Here is a 17,746-nt window from a genome sequence, read left to right on the forward strand (position 1 = left end):
CCTGCATCAGGGGGTCAGCCGCGCAGCGTGGCGCCGCCGTCGACGTACAGGTCACTCATCGCCACATGCCCGGCCTGCTCGGACAGCAGGAACATCACCGACTGGGCGACGTCCTCCGGCGTAGCCAGCTTGCGCAGGGGAATGCCCGCCTTGTAGGTGTCAAGGTTGCCGGCAATCACCCGCTCGGCACCCCGCGCGTCTTCCCACATGCCGGTCTGCATGGCGGTCAGCGTCGAACCCGGTGCGACGATGTTGCAGCGGATGCCCAGTGGCGCCAGCTCCAGGCCCAGGCAACGGGTGAACATGGTCGCTGCCGCCTTCGAGGCAGCGTAGGCCGCCATGCCGTGACGCGGCACGCCCGCGGCGTTCGAGCTGACGGTGACGATGGCGCCCTGTCTGCGCGGCGACATCACCCGCGCCAGTGCGCGGCCCAGATGGAACACACCGTCGGCATTGACCGAGAAAACACGGCGCCAGTCGGCATCACAGGTATCCGCCACCGCGCCGACCTGCAGCACGCCGGCCACACTGGCCGCCAGGGCGATCGGTCCGATCTTCGCCTCTACCCGGTCGATGAGCGCATCGACCGCTGCGCTGTCGCTGACATCCAGCGCATACGCATGCACGCGCTCGCCCACGATGGCGGGCGGCTCGCGGTCGGTGGCCACCACCTGGCAGCCGGCGGCGGCCAGCAGCTTCACCAGCGCGGTGCCGATCCCCCCGGCTGCGCCGGTCACCAGCGCCACGCGACCCTCAAAACCGGTCAACTGCATGTTGCGATCTCCTGTTGTTCATCCCAATGCCGCAGTCGCGCCGACAGCCATGGCGCGAGCCGCGCCACCGCATCACGACCGGTCAGCTCGGCATGCAGGAACGGCAGTTCCAGCGCCTGCACCGTGCGCGCGTGCGCCTTCCACAGCGCCGACTGCAGCTGTGGTCGTGCCTCGTGGTCGCGCCCTGCGCGCACATGCACCAGCGTCCCGTCGAATGGACGGTGGTGGTGCTCGCGGATCAGCCGGTTGGTTCCGGTGACCGCGCGCACCACGCCGTCCAGCACCACGTCGGGCAGGCTGCCCAGCGCACTGCCACCTCGACGCAGGAAGGCCAGAATGCGCTCGCGGCTGTCCAGCTCCGGGTGAGCGTCCGGATCGTGACCGGCGATGGCCAGCAACGCCCGCAGTGCGGCGATCGGATCCGGCTCCGGCTCGGCCCGCCAGCACTCACTGGGATAGGCGTCGAGCAGGACCAGCTCGCCCACCTCGCGACCGATTTCGTGCAGGCGCACGGCCATCGCCTGGGCGATGATCCCGCCCACCGACCAGCCGAGCAGGTGCACCGGCCCCCGCGGCTGCAAGGTCACCACGCGCCGCACGTACTCGTTTGCCATCGCCTCGATGCTGGCCGGCAGCGGCTGCGCGGCGTCCAGCGCCGGCGACTGCAGCCCGTACACGGCCCGTGCCGGTTGCAGCGCACGCGCCAGCGCGCGGTAGTTCCAGGCGATGCCGCCTGCCGGGTGCAGCACGAACAGCGGCGAGGGTTCCGTCCCATCGGCTGTGGCCAACGCGATGACCGGGCCCAAGGCATGATCGGCCAGCATCGGGGGTTCGGCGATACGCCGGGCCAGCGCCGCCACCGTCGGCTCCGCGAACAGAACGCCGAGGCCCAGCTCGCAGCGCCAGCGCTGTTCGATGGCCAGCAGCAGGTGCACGGCCGAAAGCGAGTCGCCCCCCAGGCTGAAGAAGTCCGCATCCACCGCAACGGCCTGCTCACGGCCCAGTGCCTGCGCGAACAAGGCGGCCAGCGCATGTTCCAGTGGCGTGCGCGGTGCGATGCCGGTCACCCCGACCTCCGGCGGCTTCGGAAGCGCGCTGCGATCCAGCTTTCCGTTGGTGGTCACCGGCCAGTGATCGACCCCGACAAACGCAGACGGCACCATGTAGTCCGGCACGCGCGCCGCCAGGTGCGCGCGCAGGGCAGCGGCGTCGGCCATTGCCGCGGGCACGTAGGCGACCAGTCGCGGCTCACCGGGAAGGTCGTGGCGCAGCAGCACTTCCACGCGCTCCATCCCAGGCAGCTCCCGCAGTGCCGCCTCGATTTCCCCTAGCTCGATGCGCAGACCGCGCAGCTTCACCTGATGGTCGCTGCGGCCCAGATACTCGACCGCTCCGTCGCTGCGCCAGCGTGCAACGTCCCCGGTGCGGTAGATGCGCTCGTCCGCCAGGAAGGGATCGGCCAGGAAACGTCCGGCGGTGAGATCGCCGCGGCCCAGGTAGCCCCGTGCCAGCTGCACGCCGCCCAGGTAGAGCTCGCCCGGCACGCCCACCGGCAAGGGTCGCATGCGTGCATCGAGCACATACAGCCGGGTGTTCCAGACCGGAAAGCCGATCGGCACCGGGCGTGAGCGATCGCCTGCCGGGGCTGGCCAGTAACTGACATCCACCGCGGCTTCGGTGGGCCCGTACAGATTGTGCAGCTGCGCGTCGATGCGGGCATGGAAGCGGTCGCGGAGCGAGGCATCAAGCGCTTCGCCGCTGGTGAACACCCGGCGCAGCTGCAGGCCCTGCGAGGCGGGCGCCGCGAGGAAGGCGTCCAGCATCGACGGGACGAAGTGGGCGGTGGTGATCCCCTGCGCGCGGATCAGCCGGGCCAGCTCGGTGGGATCACGATGCGCGTCCGGACCGGCGAGAACCAGCGTGGCGCCGCACAGCAGCGGCAGGAAGAACTCCCAGACCGACACGTCGAACGTGGCGGGCGTCTTCTGCAGCACGCGGTCATCGGCGCCGAAGCCGTAGTGCTCGCGCATCCACAGCAGGCGGTTGACGATGGCGCGATGCTCGATGACCACGCCCTTGGGTTCGCCGGTCGAGCCGGAGGTGTAGATCACATAGGCCGCATCATCCGGCGCCGGGTCCGGCCAGGGCGCGGCAGCTCCCTGTGACATCCATTGATCCGGCGGCAGCACCGGCACGCCTGCGGCCCGGTGCGCCATCGTGCTGTCGGCCAGCACGCAGGCCGGACGCGCCGAGCGCAGGATGCGCGCCAGGCGCTCGTCGGGATGTGCAGGATCCAGCGGAAGATAGGCGGCGCCGGCACGCAGCACGGCCACCAGGGCGATGACCAGCTCCATCGAACGCGGCAGCGCGACCGCCACCACACTGCCCGGCCCCACCCCCAGCGCGCGCAGCTGTGCCGCCAGCGCGAAGCTGCGTGCCTCCAGCGCGGCATGCTCAAGCATGGCGTCGCCGCAGACCAGCGCCGTTGCCTGAGGGTCGCGATCCATGCCCTGCTGCAACAGTTCCACCAGTGTGGTTGCAGGCAATGGATGGGTGGTCGCGTTGAAGCGGTGAACCACCTGCGCGATCTCTGCCGCGGTGGCCAGTGGCACGCTGGCAATGTCGTCGGAACGCAGCGCCGCCGACACGAAATGCAGCAGCCGTTGCGCATGCGCCTGCACGTCGGCGTCGCTGTACAGGGCGGGGTTCGCCTCGATCTCGAGATCCAGCAGGGCCTGGCCATCACCGCGGAAGCCCAGCACCAGATCCTCCACCGGCCCGGTGCACAGCACCTGCAGCGTGGCCTGCACGCCCGGCAGCACCAGCGGCCTGTAGAACGGCTGTATGTTCACCAGCGGGCCATGCAGGCGCTGCTGCGCACCGACCAGGCCCAGATCGCGCCGCAGCTGTTCGCCGCGATACCGGCCATGCCTGCGGCCCTGGCTCAACTGCCGGCCGATGCCACGGGTGTAGCTTTCGACACTGCCCTCGGCAGCGGCCACGCGCAGCGGCAGCACGTTCATCACCATCGCGGGCACGCGCGCCGCCGCATTGCCCAGCCGCCCCATGTAGGGCAGCCCCAACACCACTTCCTCGGCCGCACTCATCCGCCGCAGGTACTCGGCGGCGAGTGCGGCCAACACATCCGGCCACGGCTGCAGCCAGCGCACCGATGCCTGCAGCAGTTCTTCACGGAATGTGGCATCCAGCGGCTGCACCCAGCGCAGCGCGTCATCACTGGCGGCGGCGATGCCGGCCAGACCAGTGGCGGCCGGCGCGTCCCGCAGGTGGTCGCGCCACCAGGCACCGGCCATCTCGCGACGCGGATCGATGCGGTATGCCGCATCGTCGGCCAGTACACCGGCCAGGGGCGGCAGCGCATCGCCGCCGCGCCCGGCGTACAGCGCGCAGACACGATCGCTGAACAGTGCCATGCCATAGCCATCAGTGCCGAGATGGTGAACGCGCAGGTACCAGACCCAGCGCTGGCCTCCCAGTGCGTAGAGCACCTGCTGGCTGATCCGGTCGCGGGTGGGATCGACCGGACTCAGCCGGTCGGCCCGCATCGCGGCGTTGGCTTCGGCCACCGGATCGGCAGCGCTGGATAGATCAAGGACTGCCAGCAGAGGAACATGCGCCGGCTCATGCCATTGCAGGGGCTGGCCATCGCTGCCTTCCGTGAAGCGCAGTGCGAGCGCCTGCGCCTCTGTTGCCGCCCGGTTGGCGGCGGCCGTGAACGCCGCCACGTCAAGCGCGCCGTCGATCCATACGGCATGGGCCGTGTTGAACGCAGGGTTGTCGGGAGCCAGGCGCTGGGCATACCACAGCCCCGCCTGGGCCTCGGTCAATGCCACCGGCGAGGCTGGCGCTGCACCGTTCATGCGCCTTGTGCGGCCTGCAGCCGTTGCACCACCTGCCACCACTGGCGCAGCGTGGTGTGCTCGGCCAGCTGCGAGAACTCCAGCGGAAGGCCGGTGTTGCTCCACGCAAGAACGAGGCCGAGCATGCGCATCGAATCCAGGTCGAGATCGATCAGGTTGTCGTCATCGCCGATGTCGGCCGGCTCGCATTCGAGCACGCGCGCCACGTCCGCACGCATCCGCTCCAGGTCAAGCACCTCGCCCGTCCTCTCCATCACAGTGCCTCCAGCAGTTGGCCGGTGGTCATCGGTACGCCACAGGTCCGTGCGATCCAGTGCAGCGCCTGCTCATGATCGGCGCGCGAGAAGTCGGCGACCGCATCCGCGGCGATGAATGCCTCGATATCGCGCTGGAAGGCTTCGACCACCGTCGCGGTGCAGCCGATATGCGCATATACGCCGGTCACCAGCAGCTGGTCGCGCCCGCGCGCGCGCATCAGCGTCTCCAGGTTGCTGCGCTGGAAGGCACTGTAGCGATGCTTGACCAGTACGTGCTCGCCCGGCTGCGGGGCCAGCGCGGTGATGATCGGCTCATGTTCGTCACTCCGGCGCATGCCGGGCCCCCACAGGTCGGCCTGCAGGCCGCGGTCGCGCCGGTCCTGATCGCCATGCTGGGCGGTATATAACACCGGAATGCCCTGCGCCCGGCAATGCGCCAGCAGGCGCGCGATGTTGTCCACGGCAGGGCGCAGCGGCTCGCTGTCAGCATCAAAGGCTGCCAGGAAGTAGCGTTGCATGTCGTGCACCAGCAACGCGATCCGCTCGCGCTGCGGGCGCCAGGGCCCACGCGCCTGCGGCAACTCGCTGGCGGTCGGCAGGGAATATGAAGCAATGCGGGGCAGCGCCATCAGCGCGTTCCTCCTGTCTGTTGCAGATGACGCGCACGCAGCTGCGCACGCAGTTCGCGGCGGCTGATCTTGCCGACCGCCGTTGTATCGAAGCTGTCCACGAACACCACCTGGTCCGGCACCTTGAACGACGCCAGCCCGCGCCCGCGCATCCAGGCCTTCAGTGCCGGCGCCGTGATCGGCTCGCCCTGGCGGATGACGAAGGCGCAGCTGCGCTCACCCAGGTATTCATCGGGAATGGACACCACCGCCGCATCGAACACACCCGGATGGGCCAGCAGATGGTCTTCGATCTCCTCGGCGGAGATCTTCTCGCCGGCACGGTTGATGTGGTCCCCGGCACGCCCCTGCACCACCAGATATCCCCCGGGCAGCTGCTGCACGCGGTCGCCGGTGCGGTAGAAGCCGTCGTCGGTGAACGAGCGCGCGTTGGCTGCGGCATCGTTGTGGTACCCACGGATGGTGTACGGGCCGCGGGTCAACAGATGTCCGATCTCGCCCTCGGCAACCGGCCGGTCGTGGTCGTCGACCACACGGACTTCGTCGTCAGGGCTGATCGGACGTCCCTGGCAGGCCACCACCAGTTCCTCGGGATCGTCGAGGCGGGTGTAGTTCACCAGGCCTTCGGCCATGCCGAACACCTGCTGCAGCGTGCAGCCCAGGCCATCGATGACGCGCCGCGCGGCCTCCGGCACCAGTTTCGCGCCGCCCACCTGCAGCACCCGCAGGCTGGACAGATCGTGCTTCGTCGATGCCGCTGCCTGCGCCCACAGCAGGGCCAGCGGCGGCACCAGCCCACAGCAGGTCACCTTCTCGCGTGCAATCAGCGGGAACGCGACATCCGGGCCCGGCCCCGGACTGAGCACCACGCGGGCACCGGCATACAGCGCACCGAAGAAGCCCGGCGAGCTCATCGGAAAATTATGCGCGGCCGGCAATGCGACCAGATACACGCTGTCGCGGTCGATGCCGCAGATCGCGTTGCTGGCACGGAACGAATAGATGTAGTCGTCGTGCGTGCGCGGAATCAGCTTGGACAGGCCGGTGCTGCCACCTGACAGCTGCAGGAACGCCACCGACTGCGGATCCGGGTCGGCCGGCAGCTGGCTGCGGTCGCCCTGCAGGTTCGCCAGCGCGACGAACTCCTCCGCATCGCCGTCGATCACCACGTGGCGCAGGGCCGGCACCTCCGCCTGCAGTGCCCGTGCCAGCCCGCGATGATCGAAACCCTCGTGCACATCGGCGGTGACAAAGGCACTGGCCTCGGCCTTCGTGGCGAAGTGCACCAGCTCGGTGATGCGGTGCGCGGGCAACGCGTACACCGGCACCAGGCCGGCGCGGAACAGGCCGCAGACGGTGGCGATGAAGCCCGCGCTGTTGCCCAGCTGCACCAGCACCCGTTCACCGGGCTGCAGGCCCAGCGCCAGCAGGCCGCTGCCGATGCGCCCGGCCTCGTGCCACAGCTGCGCATAGCTCAGCCGGACATCACCTGCCACCACCGCGATATCATCGGCATAGCGTTCGGCGCGTTCGCGCAGGAACGCCGGGAAGGTCTCCCCGCGCCAATGCCCCATCCGGCGATAGTGGGCAACCCGGTCTTCGGGCCATACCTGCTGCAATGGCAGGCGGGAGGGAGATGGGCTCATGCGAGGGGCTCGGTCGGGGGCGTGGGCTCGCTGACGCCCAACGCGTTCAACAGGGCAGCAAACTTCGCTGCGGTTTCGGCCACTTCGGCCTGCGGCTGCGACCCGGCGACGATGCCGGCGCCCGCATACAGGCGCAGCTGCGTGCCCTGCAGCCGTGCGCAGCGGATGGCGACGTACCAGTCGCCGTCGCCCTGCGCGTCCAGCCAGCCCACGGCACCGGCGTAGAAGCCGCGTGGAACCGGCTCCAGTTGGCGGATGCGCTGCAGCGCCGCCTGCTGCGGCGTGCCGCATACGGCGGGCGTGGGATGCAGCTGCGCCAGCAGGGCGGCGGCCGGCACCCGTGGATCCTTCAACGTGGCATGGATGCGGGTTCCCAGGTGCCACATGGTGGCCGTGGCATGCAGCACCGGCCGCGCGTGCGCATCGATATGGCTGCAATAGGGAGAGAGGCCATCAACGATGGCCTCGACCACATGACGGTGCTCGTCGTGGTCCTTGGCCGACGCCAGCAGGGTCTGCGCGGCACGCTCGTCCTGCACCGGATCCGCACTGCGCCGGGCTGAGCCGGCCAGCGGGTGCGACAGCACCTGCGCGCCGCGCTTGCGCAGCAGCAGCTCCGGTGTCGCCCCGACCAGCCATGCCGGGGCCTGGCCCAGCTCCACCGGCAGTGGCACCGCGTAGGTCGCCACCGACGGATCGGCTCCCAGTCTCGCCAGCAGCACGTCGGGCGTCAGGGCGTGGCGTGTGTGTGCCAACAGGCTGCGCGCCAGTACCACCTTGTGCAGGTCCTGTCCGGGATCACGCAGGGCCTGTACTGCCCTATCCACCGCTGCGGCGTAGTCGTCCGCCGAAGGTTCGGCCTGCACGACACCCTCCAGCGCAGGCGCAGCCTGCGGCTGCACCGGCAACGCAGGCAGCACGCGTTCGGGCTGGTACAGCGCATCGTCGGCACGTGGTTCGAACGGAATCGCTCCGACCAGCAGGCCCGGCCCGCCCCGCTGCTGCGCGAAGAACGCAGCCACGCGCCCGGCCAGCGTCACCAGCGGACCGGACGCAAGCGCCGCACGACAGCCACGCGCATGCACATGCTGCCCTGCATGCTGCAGCAGGAACAGCGTGGGGTCATCCGCAGCCGGCAACGGCAACGGCGCCGTCTCCTGCCATGCATCGTCCCTGAGCGAATCGTTCATGTCGCCTCCTTCATCCGGTGCGTTGCCGCCAGCACGCACAGCAACAGCAGCAGCACACCGACCAGCAGATACGGCAGGCTCGGCCCGCCCCGATACAACAGCGTGCCGAGCATCGGCCCGGCCACCATGCCCAGCCCCTGTGCCGCAGCGACCGTTCCGGCGGCGGCACCCTGTTCGTGTGCCTGCACCGCATCGGCGGCCAGCGCCTGGAACGACGGGAACACGAAGCCCATGCCGAATGCCGCCAGCGCATAGGCCGCGGGCAGCTGCCAGGGCTGCTGCACGCCGGCTACCGAGGCGAAGCCGATACCGGCGATCAATGCACCCAGCACGATCCAGCGCCGCGGTGGCACCTCCAGCTTCATCACCAGTGCCTGCGCCAGGATCAGCCCGACGCCCACAGCCGTCAGTGCGATGCCGGCCATGCGCGCGCCTTCGGCCGCTGCCAGGCCGAGGCGATCGATCGCGAAGAAGCCGACCGTCACCTGCGCGATGGTCACCGACACCATTGCAAGGAACGCGGCCAGCTGGGGCAGCCGAAGGCGCCGGTCCAGACGGCGCAGGGGCGTCCGTCGTGCTGACGATGCCGCCGCTGCCGGCGCTGTCGAAGGCAGACGCCACGCCAGCAGTGCCAGCGCCAGCAGCGGCAACACCGCGGCCACATACAGCGCCAGCGAAAGATGCGTGTAGGCCAGCCAGCCTGCTGCCGCCGGGCCCAGCACCATCCCCAGCGCATTGGCACTGCCCAGACGGGCGAGGAACTGCGTGCGCTGGCCGGCCGGCGCCTGGTCGGCGATCAAGGCTGCGGCCGTTGGTGGCACCGCGGCATAGAACAGGCCGATCAGCCCGCGCGCGCCCATCAGCACCAGCACCGACACAACCACTGGCGGCGTCACCTGCAGGGCCACATCGATGAACATGGCGAGCGCGAGGTAGACGCCGGTGTACGCGCCCATCGCCAGCAGCAGCACGCGCTTGCGACCGATGCGGTCGCTGAGTTGGCCCCAGCGGCGAGCCGCCAGCATCCACAGCACGCCGGCGGCCGTCACCGACAGGCCCGCGTGCCATTCGGACAGGCCCAGCAGCCGAACCACCGGGCCGATCACGGCGACGAAAGACATCATGGCCATGGTGCCGATCAGGGCCGCCAACACCAGGGCCGGCAAACCGGGAACGACGGGACGTGCGTGCATGGAACACCAGCCGTGACAGGGAAGGACGGCAGAACGCCAGCACGACGCTCCGCCCGATGCCGCCACGTCACGCAGCGACACCACCCTTAAATGATAACGGCTCGTATTTGCATTTGATACCCATTCAATTGAATGGACCCGCAACAGCCGCGTCAGCGCGTCACACGCAGCGACAGCAGGCCGCGACGGCGGAACCACCACTCCAGCGGCAGCGTGACCAGCGGCGGGACAGCAGCTAGCAGGGCCAGCGCGCTGGCCCACCATGGCCAGCGCAGACGCACTGCGGCGAACAGGGTCACGGCCACGTACACCAGGAACGCCACGCCATGCAGCGGCCCGAACAGCTTGACCAGGGCGACGTTGGCCTGCGGGCCGTACTTCAGCCACATGCCCACCAGCAGGCCGGCCCAGGTGATGGCCTCGATGAAGGCAACCACGGCGAACAGCCGTCCGACGGGGTGCATGGGATTGCCTGGGATCACATCGCGCTCCTGCAGGGACAAGATGCGAATGATACGCAGATACGAACGCTCAGGACACCGTCGGGTCACACCCGCCCACGTCGGTAGCGCCGGGCCATGCCCGGCGGATTGGAGATCAACGCACATCGGTGGCGCCGGGCCATGCCCGGCGGGCGCCGCACAGCTACCGGGAAATATCCGGCAGCACCCGCTCCCCGATCTCGCGCAGCACGGCCTCGACCGGCCGGCCGTTGTCGACCAGATTGAACATCACATGCGCCACGCCCTGCCCATGCACGCGCAGCAGATAGTCACGCAGGCCATCGCGGCCGACCTTCAGGCCAAGCGGCAACGGCTCGGCGGGTGCCTGCGGATCCGCCTGCAGGTCCAGCAGCATCGACTGCACGAACGGTCTGCCCGCCGCGCCCTGTTGCGCCAACGCCTGCTGCCACAGACCGATGCGTCCCTCCTGGGCAGCCTCCTCGCGGTGATAGGTGGCCCAGCCTTCAGACTCACGGGCGATCCACTGCAGGCTCTGCCTGGCGGTACCCACCACCAGCATCGGAATGCGCGCGGCCGGCGCAGGCAGCACGTCGAAGCCTCCGGTCACCTGCAGCACGGCGGCCCGCTCGTGTGCCTGCGGCGACAGCGCCGCCCGCAGCAACGACCAGCGCTCACGGAACGTCGCGGCCCTGCCCTCCAGATCCTCGCCGAACGCGGCGAATTCCTCCGGGCGATCACCCGAACCCAGGCCCAGCACGAAACGCCCGCCGCTGATCCGGTCCAGGCTCAGGGCCGACTTCGCCACCTGCAGCGGATCGCGCAATGGCAGCACGATGGCCGCACTGCCAACCACGATGCGCTCTGTCGCGGCGGCCAGCATGCCCAGCCACAGGAAGGGATCATCCAGCGCGCTCGCGGTCGCCTCCGGTCCCTGCGGCACCATCAAGGGCACGTCGCGCGTCCACAACGCGGCAAAGCCGAGGTCATCGGCCAGCCGGGCGACACGCCGCGCCTCATGCGGATCGGCCAACCCGTGCGCCGCCACCGGCGTCATCAGTCCCAGGCTCAGACCCTGTTCTGCAAACAGCGCAGCGTAGGCAGAATTGAAATCGCTCATGCCGCCAGCTTAGCGTGGAGCCCTGCGGCAACGGTGCTGCCGCAGGTGCGTGCCAAGCCGGTGGGTTCAATGGGGTGGTGTATCAGCAGAGGGTGCGGGCGGGCGTCATGCCCTGCAGCGCACCCCTCATGAGCAAACTGAATCAGCAGCCTCTGCGGTCATTCCTACAATGGCGTGTCACCCTGCCCTTCGAGATGCTGCCGATGCGCGTCGCGCTTTCCGTGTTGCTGCTGGCTTCGGCGCTGAGCGCCTGCACCCCGGCCCCGGTTTCAACCGCCAACTCCGCCGAGGCCCCCGCACCTGCGTCCGCCATCGCCTGGCGCCAGGGCGACGTCGACGACGCCTTCGCCGAAGCCGCCGACAGCGGCAAGCCGGTGCTGCTTTACTGGGGTGCGGTCTGGTGCCCACCGTGCAACCAGCTCAAGGCGGGTCTGTTCAAGGACCCGGCCTTCATCGCGCTGACCAGCAAATTCGTTCCCGTCTATCTGGATGGTGACGAGGAAGGTGCGCAGGCCTGGGGCGAGCGCTTCGGCGTGCGCGGCTATCCGACCCTGATCGTGCTGGACCCTCAGCGCAACGAAATCACCCGCGTAGCCGGCGGCAACGATGCCGCCGAACTGACCCGGGCACTGACCGTGGCCGCAGGCCGCCGCAGTGCCGTTGCCGCCACCCTGGCCACCGCATTGGCGACGCCGGAGCAACTGGCCGTCGAGGACTGGCAGGTGTTGGGCGACTACGGCTGGGAAGTCGACGCCAACCGCCTGGCCGGCGAACGCAACAGCCAGGACGTGCTGCGCCAGCTGTCCAAGGCCGCACCGGAGGCCGCCCTGCAGCGCCGTTTTGCTCTGCTTGCCTTGGCGACAGCCGAAAAGCCCAATGCCTCGCCCACCGAAGTGCGCGAGCTGCTGCAGGCGGTGCTGGCGCACCCCGCGGAGGTGCGACGCAACCGCGAGCTGCTGGGCTATGCCGGCGTGCAGCTGGTCAAGCAGGCCAGTACCGGGCCGGCCACCAGCAACACCCTGGGACAGCAGCTGCTGGTCGCACTGGAGCGCGCAGACGCCGAGCGTGGCAACCGCGCCGACGACGCGTTGTCGCGCGCGCTGACCGAAGTATCGCTGGCCCGACTGCAACAGCCCAAGGGCGCACTGCCCGCCACTCTGGTTGATCGGGTCAAGCAGCGCGTGGCCGCTGCCGATGCCGCCGCCACCGATGCGCACGCACGCCAGGCCACGATCAGCAGCGCGGTCTACGCACTGCGCCAGGTCGGCGACGACGCCGGCGCGGAGTCGCTGCTGCTGGCCGAGCTGAAGCGCAGCGAGCAGCCGTACTACTACATGCCTGAGCTGGCCGAGCTGGCCGAGCAGCGCGGCGACACTGCCGGTGCGCTGGAGTGGCTGAAGCGGGCCTACGACGGTGCGCAGGGCCCGGCGACCCGCGTGCAGTGGGGTGTGCTGTATGTGGAAGGCCTGCTGAAGCTGGCGCCGGACGACGCACCGCGCATCGAGCAGGCGACCGCCTCGCTGATCGCCGAACTGGAGGCGCAGCCGTCGGGCTACCACCAGCGCACCCGCCAGCGCTTCGAACGCCTGGCCGGGCAGCTGAAGGCATGGAGTGGCAAGCACCAGGGGGCGCAGACGCTGGCGCGGCTGCAGCAGCGGATGCAGCAGGCGTGCGGCAATCAGGTGGATGGGGCGTGCAGGGATTGGCTGGGTTGAGTGGATGATGGCGCAGGCGGGTTGACCTCAACCAATGTTGAGGTGCGATAACAGTCTCCCCACGGCCAGCCCGCTGGCCTTCGCTACGGAGACTGCTTCAATGTCGTACTCGCTTCCCCCGCTCCCCTATGCCTACGATGCCCTCGAACCGCATTTCGATGCGCGGACGATGGAGATCCACCACAGCAGGCACCACCAGACCTACGTCAACAACCTCAATGCCGCGGTCGAGCAGGCCGGCCTCGCCGAACAGCCGGTCGAGGCGCTGATCGCCAGCCTCGATGCCGTGCCGGAGGCCCAGCGCAGCGCGGTCCGGAACAACGGTGGCGGCCACGCCAACCACAGCCTGTTCTGGACCGTGCTCAGCGCACGCGGCGGCACACCCGATGAGGTGCTGGCGGCGGCCATCGACCGTGACCTCGGCGGCTTCGATGCCTTCAAGGATGCCTTCAGCAAGGCGGCGCTGACCCGCTTCGGCAGCGGCTGGGCCTGGCTGACCAGTGATCGCGATGGCCGCCTGCGGGTTGAAAGTAGCGCCAACCAGGACAGCCCGCTGATGGGCGCGGCGGCCGGCCTGTCCGGCAACACGCCGATCCTCGGCCTGGATGTGTGGGAGCACGCGTACTACCTGCATTACCAGAACCGCCGTCCGGACTACATCGGGGCGTTCTTCAACATCATCGACTGGGCCGAAGTCGGTCGCCGCTACCGCCAGGCGGGCGGCGCATGAGCGCCTGCACTCCCCATTACGCCGGGCCGTGGGCAGGGGTCTTCCCCGCCCCGGCTCCGGTACCCTCGGTCAGTCTGCCGCCGCGTGCATTGCGGCGGCTGCTCGGCCACTTCCCTACCGGCGTGGCCATCGTCTGCACCCGCGACGCACGGGGCACACCGCTGGGCCTGACCATCAATTCCTTCGTGCCGGTGTCGCTGCAGCCGCCGCTGGTACTGTGGAACCTGGCCCTGCACGCACAGAGCCTGCAGGCCTTCCAGCGCGCCACGCGCTTCGCGATCAGCGTGCTGGGCGCGGACCAGGAAGCACTGGCGCGCACGTTCGCCGATCCCCAGGTGCGCAATCGTTTCGACGGCGTACCCCTGCTTCCAGACGAAGACGACGCGCCGCCGCGCATCGCCGGCGCGGTCGCGCACCTGACCTGCACCCGTCATGCGCAATGGCCTGTGGGTGATCACCTGCTGCTGGCCGGCCGCATCATCGAGATCAATGAGACCGGCGGTGCGCCGCTGATGTTCCACCGTGGCCGCTTCCTGCCGGGGCCGCTGGACACCCTGCGGGAGGTACAGACATGACCATCGAGGCACTGGAGGACCTGCTCGCCAACGGCCACGACAGCGCGCTGCTGCGCTTCGGGCTGGGCAAGGGTTGGCTCGACGCCGGCGATCCGGCGCGCGCGGCGACCCATCTGGGCCGCTGCGTGGCACTTGATCCGCATTACTCGGCGGCGTGGAAACTGCTGGGCAAGGCCTGGCTGGCGGGTGGCCAGCCGCAGGCGGCGCGCGAGGCATGGCAACGCGGCCTCAGCGTGGCCAGCCACCAGGGCGATGAGCAGGCTCGGAAGGAAATGCAGGTGTTTCTGCGCCGGCTGCAGCGCGAACAGCCGGCGCCGCAGGAGAGCGCGGGCTGAGCCGGCCGCACAGGCCGGCCGCATCGATCAGCCCGCGTTGGCCGGTGCCGGCGCCGGCATGATGTCCGGCATCGGCAGGCGGCGCGGCTTGCTCGGGAAGGCATGCCGCAGGATGCGCCACACCACCTGGCCGAACTGCCGTGGCAGCGAACCGTTGTTGTAGTGCTGACCGTAGCGAAGGCAGATCTCCTTCACTTCCTTGGCGATGGCCGCATAGCGGTTGGCCGGCAGATCCGGATAGAAGTGGTGTTCGATCTGGTGGCTGAGGTTGCCCGACAGCACGTTGATCAGGAAACCACCGCTGATGTTCGACGAGCCACGCAGCTGGCGCAGGTACCAGTGGCCACGCGATTCGTTGCGCAGGCACTCCTTGGGGAACGTCTCCGATTCAGCGGTGAAGTGGCCGCAGAAGATGATCACGTAGGTCCAGATGTTGCGCAGGCCGTTGGCGACCAGGTTGCCCAGCATCACGGTCAGGAAGAACGGGCCGGCCAGCAGCGGGAACAGCACGTAATCCTTCAGCACCTGGCGCAGCATCTTGCGCGCCACCGGACGGGTCTGCAGCCACATCGCGCGGCTGCTGATGCGGCCCTTCAGCCAGCGCCCCAGGCGCAGGTCCTGGGCGGCCACGCCCCACTGGAACAGCAGCGCGAAGATCGGTGCGATGATCGGCTGCAGCAGATAGAACGGCTTCCAGCGCTGTTCCGGGAAGATGCGCAGCAGGCCGTAGCCGATGTCATCGTCCATGCCGCGCACGTTGGTATAGGTGTGGTGGCGGAAGTTGTGGGTCTTGCGCCAGTTGTCGGCGGTGGCAACGATGTCCCACTCGTAGGTGTTGCCGTTCAACTTCGGGTCGCCGGTCCAGTCGAACTGGCCGTGCATCACGTTGTGGCCCAGCTCCATGTTCTCCAGGATCTTCGACAGCGCCAGCATGAGCGTGCCAGCGATGGCGGCCGGCCACAGCAGCGGTGCCCACAGCAGCGGCGAGAACGCCGCCAGGAACAGCAGGCTGCGGCCGCCGACGCCGAACCAGCGCACGGCCGCGGCGACGCGCCGGATATAGCGCGTATCGGACGCGCCGAGACTGCCGATCACACGATCGCGGATCGCGTCGAGTTCCTGGCCGAAGGCGTTCATTTCGGCAGGACTCAGGGCACGGTCGGTAGCGCGGGTCATGGCAACGGTTCCTCAGAGATCCAGGGTCAGGTCGGTGGTCGGCGCACTCACGCAGATCCGTACGGGCTGTGCCGCTTCGGAATGCGTATCGCCGGTGCGCAGATGGCGGGTACCGCCACTGACGCGTTCACAGCTGCAGCTGTTGCAGATGCCCATGCGGCAGCCGTGCCGGGGCTTGATGCCCTGCGCTTCCAGGCTCTCCAGCAGGGAGCGGCCGCGCGGCACGCGCAGCTGGCGCCCACTGCGTGCCAGGGTCAGCGACACTTCGCCTTCGCAGTCGGCATCCAGCAGCGGCGCGGGCGGCGTGAAGGCTTCCGCCTGGAAACCGGCAACCTGATGCGCAAGGCGGCGGCGCGCGGCGGCAACGAAGCCGTCCGGGCCACAGGCCAGTACATGGCGCTGTGCCAGCGGCGTGTCATCGCCGGGAATCTGCAGGGCGTGGGTATCGATGCGCGCGGCCGGCACCTCGCCCTCGCGGGTGGTCAGCAGGTGCACGCGCAGGCCCGGCGTCGCTGCCGCCAGCGTATGCAGTTCGTCACGGAACTGGATGGCGGCCGCTGTGCGTTCCCAGTAGAACAGGTCCACCGGCGCGCCCAGCGGTCGCTGGCAGGCCTCGCGCAGCAGGCTGCGCATCGGCGTGATGCCGCTGCCCGCCGCCAGCAGCAGCACCGGCGCGGCGGCCGGCATATGGAAGTCACCGAAGGCGGCATCGATACGGAACAGGTCTCCCGGCCGCGCCTGGTTCACCAGGTGCTGGCTGACCCGCCCCCCTTCCACGGCCTTGACGGTAATGGCCAGTTCGCGGCCACTCAGCGGGGTCGGGCTGTAGCTGCGCTGCCATACCCGCCCCTCAAGCTCGACGCCGAGGGTGACGTGCTGGCCGGCGCGCATGCCGGCCCAGTGCCGGTTGCAGCGCAGGACCAGGGTGGCCGCGCCCTCGCCCGCTGGTTCGCGTCGGACCAGGCGTGCCAAGGGCTCGCGCAGCGTCCACAACGGATTGATCTGGCCGGCCCAGAAATCGAACAGCGTGGGCGACAGCCAGCGGTGCAGGGAAAACGGGGACGGACGGACGACAGCGCTCATGGCAGCCACTATACGGGCGCACATACACCTGTGTATACACGTGTATATTGAACCGGATTGGGTATGATTCAGCCTTGCCCCACCGGAACCCTCATGGCCGCTGCCACCGTCCTGTCGATACCCGAAGATGCGCAGAGCCCGGCCCGCCGTACGGTGAGCCGCGAGGATCTGCTGGCCGCGGCCCTGAAGCTGATCGGCCCGCACCGCAGCCTGTCCACCCTCAGTCTGCGCGAGGTCGCGCGTGAGGCAGGCATCGCGCCGAACAGCTTCTACCGGCAGTTCCGCGACATGGACGAACTGGCCGTGGCCCTCATCGATGTGGCCGGCCGCTCGCTGCGCACGATCATCGGCGAGGCGCGGCAGCGCGCGACCTCCTCCGCCACCAGCGTAGTGCGGGTATCAGTGGAGACCTTCATGGAGCAGCTGCGCGCAGACGACAAGCTGCTGCACGTCCTGCTGCGCGAAGGCGCGGTCGGCTCGGATGACTTCAAGCATGCCGTCGAGCGCGAGCTGCACTACTTCGAGGAAGAGCTGCAGCACGACCTGGTGCGCCTGGCGGCCCTCGACGGCGCGGTGCTGCATGCACCGGAACTGGTGGCCAAGGCGATCACCCGCCTGGTGTTCGCGATGGGCGCCACCGCGATGGACCTGCCGCCGGAGAAGGATCCGGAACTGGTCGAACAGATCTCCACGATGATCCGCATGATCATCGTCGGCGCCCGCACCCCGGCCGCCTTCCGCCGCGGCTGATCGCCAGGCTCCAGACCGTTGCCGCTTTGCGCCGGAATGCTGCAATGCAGCAATGCAGGGCGCTACTGCGTCGCCGATCTGTGACTTGCATCACGATTTAGATCGGTGAAATGGGGTTCGCCTCGCTTCGACAGGGGCTTCATGCCGTTTTCACTTCAGCAGGACTATCCAGCATGCGCGAGCTCCGCAGCTGAATAGGCCCTCCACAGCTGGATGGACGCCGCCGCAGTCT

The 17,746-nt window shown here is 69.1% G+C and carries 16 protein-coding genes; 5 read left to right on the top strand and 11 right to left on the bottom strand.

All coding sequences use genetic code 11. The annotated features are described in order from the left end of the window. Window positions 1-14 precede the first annotated feature (14 nt). From ACVOKU_RS04355 to ACVOKU_RS04395, 9 genes are all read right to left on the bottom strand, one after another. Window positions 15-773, bottom strand: a complete 759-nt coding sequence (locus ACVOKU_RS04355; RefSeq protein WP_481559213.1) for a 2,3-dihydro-2,3-dihydroxybenzoate dehydrogenase — start codon at window positions 771-773, stop codon at window positions 15-17. Continuing rightward, window positions 764-4,654 carry an amino acid adenylation domain-containing protein gene (locus ACVOKU_RS04360; RefSeq protein WP_481559214.1) on the bottom strand — a complete coding sequence of 1,297 codons (3,891 nt, stop codon included), beginning with the start codon at window positions 4,652-4,654 and terminating at the stop codon, window positions 764-766. Before ACVOKU_RS04360 ends, ACVOKU_RS04355 begins: the two co-directional genes overlap by 10 nt. Continuing rightward, a complete protein-coding gene (locus ACVOKU_RS04365; protein WP_481559215.1) occupies window positions 4,651-4,908 on the bottom strand; it encodes a phosphopantetheine-binding protein in 258 nt (85 codons plus the stop codon). Before ACVOKU_RS04365 ends, ACVOKU_RS04360 begins: the two co-directional genes overlap by 4 nt. Continuing rightward, the gene (locus ACVOKU_RS04370; RefSeq protein WP_481559216.1) at window positions 4,908-5,540 is read right to left on the bottom strand and encodes an isochorismatase family protein; all 633 of its coding nucleotides are present in this window, start codon (window positions 5,538-5,540) and stop codon (window positions 4,908-4,910) included. Before ACVOKU_RS04370 ends, ACVOKU_RS04365 begins: the two co-directional genes overlap by 1 nt. Next, entirely contained in the window at window positions 5,540-7,186 is a 1,647-nt protein-coding gene (locus ACVOKU_RS04375; RefSeq protein ID WP_481559217.1) for a (2,3-dihydroxybenzoyl)adenylate synthase, read from the bottom strand. The genes ACVOKU_RS04370 and ACVOKU_RS04375 overlap by 1 nt, the downstream gene beginning before the upstream one ends. Further along, on the bottom strand, window positions 7,183-8,376 hold the full coding sequence (locus ACVOKU_RS04380) for an isochorismate synthase (RefSeq protein ID WP_481559218.1): 1,194 nt from the start codon (window positions 8,374-8,376) through the stop codon (window positions 7,183-7,185). Before ACVOKU_RS04380 ends, ACVOKU_RS04375 begins: the two co-directional genes overlap by 4 nt. Continuing rightward, window positions 8,373-9,569: an MFS transporter gene (locus tag ACVOKU_RS04385; RefSeq protein WP_481559219.1), complete on the bottom strand. Its 1,197-nt coding sequence runs from the start codon at window positions 9,567-9,569 to the stop codon at window positions 8,373-8,375. Before ACVOKU_RS04385 ends, ACVOKU_RS04380 begins: the two co-directional genes overlap by 4 nt. Window positions 9,570-9,721: 152 nt before the next feature. After that, window positions 9,722-10,033, bottom strand: a complete 312-nt coding sequence (locus tag ACVOKU_RS04390; protein ID WP_481559220.1) for a DUF3817 domain-containing protein — start codon at window positions 10,031-10,033, stop codon at window positions 9,722-9,724. A gap of 181 nt (window positions 10,034-10,214) precedes the next feature. Next, a complete protein-coding gene (locus ACVOKU_RS04395; RefSeq protein WP_481559221.1) occupies window positions 10,215-11,150 on the bottom strand; it encodes a TIGR03571 family LLM class oxidoreductase in 936 nt (311 codons plus the stop codon). 194 nt (window positions 11,151-11,344) lie between these two features. Between ACVOKU_RS04395 and ACVOKU_RS04400 the strand changes: the two genes are divergently transcribed. The 4 genes from ACVOKU_RS04400 to ACVOKU_RS04415 all read left to right on the top strand — a co-directional run bounded on the left by ACVOKU_RS04400 (window position 11,345) and on the right by ACVOKU_RS04415 (window position 14,505). Further along, complete coding sequence (locus ACVOKU_RS04400) at window positions 11,345-12,865, top strand: thioredoxin family protein (protein WP_481559280.1); 1,521 nt, start codon at window positions 11,345-11,347, stop codon at window positions 12,863-12,865. A 100-nt stretch (window positions 12,866-12,965) separates the two neighbouring features. Continuing rightward, window positions 12,966-13,595 carry a superoxide dismutase gene (locus ACVOKU_RS04405; protein ID WP_164152564.1) on the top strand — a complete coding sequence of 210 codons (630 nt, stop codon included), beginning with the start codon at window positions 12,966-12,968 and terminating at the stop codon, window positions 13,593-13,595. Beyond that, window positions 13,592-14,170: a flavin reductase family protein gene (locus tag ACVOKU_RS04410; protein ID WP_164152563.1), complete on the top strand. Its 579-nt coding sequence runs from the start codon at window positions 13,592-13,594 to the stop codon at window positions 14,168-14,170. Before ACVOKU_RS04405 ends, ACVOKU_RS04410 begins: the two co-directional genes overlap by 4 nt. Continuing rightward, window positions 14,167-14,505 (top strand): tetratricopeptide repeat protein, encoded by a 339-nt coding sequence (locus ACVOKU_RS04415; RefSeq protein WP_053517807.1) that lies wholly within the window; start codon window positions 14,167-14,169, stop codon window positions 14,503-14,505. Before ACVOKU_RS04410 ends, ACVOKU_RS04415 begins: the two co-directional genes overlap by 4 nt. Window positions 14,506-14,532: 27 nt before the next feature. On the opposite strand, the gene ACVOKU_RS04420 is transcribed toward ACVOKU_RS04415, so the two are convergent. Both ACVOKU_RS04420 and ACVOKU_RS04425 read right to left on the bottom strand, forming a co-directional pair. Beyond that, entirely contained in the window at window positions 14,533-15,681 is a 1,149-nt protein-coding gene (locus tag ACVOKU_RS04420; protein ID WP_262100547.1) for a fatty acid desaturase family protein, read from the bottom strand. A gap of 12 nt (window positions 15,682-15,693) precedes the next feature. Continuing rightward, a complete protein-coding gene (locus ACVOKU_RS04425; protein ID WP_481559222.1) occupies window positions 15,694-16,764 on the bottom strand; it encodes a ferredoxin reductase in 1,071 nt (356 codons plus the stop codon). Between the two features lie 93 nt (window positions 16,765-16,857). Here ACVOKU_RS04425 and fabR point away from each other — a divergent pair, with 93 nt between their 5' ends. After that, a complete protein-coding gene (fabR, locus tag ACVOKU_RS04430; RefSeq protein WP_053517811.1) occupies window positions 16,858-17,514 on the top strand; it encodes an HTH-type transcriptional repressor FabR in 657 nt (218 codons plus the stop codon). Window positions 17,515-17,746: the final 232 nt, after the last annotated feature.

It is taken from the genome of Stenotrophomonas sp. STEN147, assembly GCF_056757995.1.

Bases quoted from the DNA above. Each gene is read 5' to 3' on its own strand.
- ACVOKU_RS04355 (WP_481559213.1), bottom strand. From the start codon at position 773: ATGCAGTTGACCGGTTTTGAGGGTCGCGTGGCGCTGGTGACCGGCGCA.
- ACVOKU_RS04360 (WP_481559214.1), bottom strand. From the start codon at position 4,654: ATGAACGGTGCAGCGCCAGCCTCGCCGGTGGCATTGACCGAGGCCCAG.
- ACVOKU_RS04365 (WP_481559215.1), bottom strand. From the start codon at position 4,908: ATGGAGAGGACGGGCGAGGTGCTTGACCTGGAGCGGATGCGTGCGGAC.
- ACVOKU_RS04370 (WP_481559216.1), bottom strand. From the start codon at position 5,540: ATGGCGCTGCCCCGCATTGCTTCATATTCCCTGCCGACCGCCAGCGAG.
- ACVOKU_RS04375 (WP_481559217.1), bottom strand. From the start codon at position 7,186: ATGAGCCCATCTCCCTCCCGCCTGCCATTGCAGCAGGTATGGCCCGAA.
- ACVOKU_RS04380 (WP_481559218.1), bottom strand. From the start codon at position 8,376: ATGAACGATTCGCTCAGGGACGATGCATGGCAGGAGACGGCGCCGTTG.
- ACVOKU_RS04385 (WP_481559219.1), bottom strand. From the start codon at position 9,569: ATGCACGCACGTCCCGTCGTTCCCGGTTTGCCGGCCCTGGTGTTGGCG.
- ACVOKU_RS04390 (WP_481559220.1), bottom strand. From the start codon at position 10,033: ATGCACCCCGTCGGACGGCTGTTCGCCGTGGTTGCCTTCATCGAGGCC.
- ACVOKU_RS04395 (WP_481559221.1), bottom strand. From the start codon at position 11,150: ATGAGCGATTTCAATTCTGCCTACGCTGCGCTGTTTGCAGAACAGGGT.
- ACVOKU_RS04400 (WP_481559280.1), top strand. From the start codon at position 11,345: ATGCTGCCGATGCGCGTCGCGCTTTCCGTGTTGCTGCTGGCTTCGGCG.
- ACVOKU_RS04405 (WP_164152564.1), top strand. From the start codon at position 12,966: ATGTCGTACTCGCTTCCCCCGCTCCCCTATGCCTACGATGCCCTCGAA.
- ACVOKU_RS04410 (WP_164152563.1), top strand. From the start codon at position 13,592: ATGAGCGCCTGCACTCCCCATTACGCCGGGCCGTGGGCAGGGGTCTTC.
- ACVOKU_RS04415 (WP_053517807.1), top strand. From the start codon at position 14,167: ATGACCATCGAGGCACTGGAGGACCTGCTCGCCAACGGCCACGACAGC.
- ACVOKU_RS04420 (WP_262100547.1), bottom strand. From the start codon at position 15,681: ATGACCCGCGCTACCGACCGTGCCCTGAGTCCTGCCGAAATGAACGCC.
- ACVOKU_RS04425 (WP_481559222.1), bottom strand. From the start codon at position 16,764: ATGAGCGCTGTCGTCCGTCCGTCCCCGTTTTCCCTGCACCGCTGGCTG.
- fabR (WP_053517811.1), top strand. From the start codon at position 16,858: ATGGCCGCTGCCACCGTCCTGTCGATACCCGAAGATGCGCAGAGCCCG.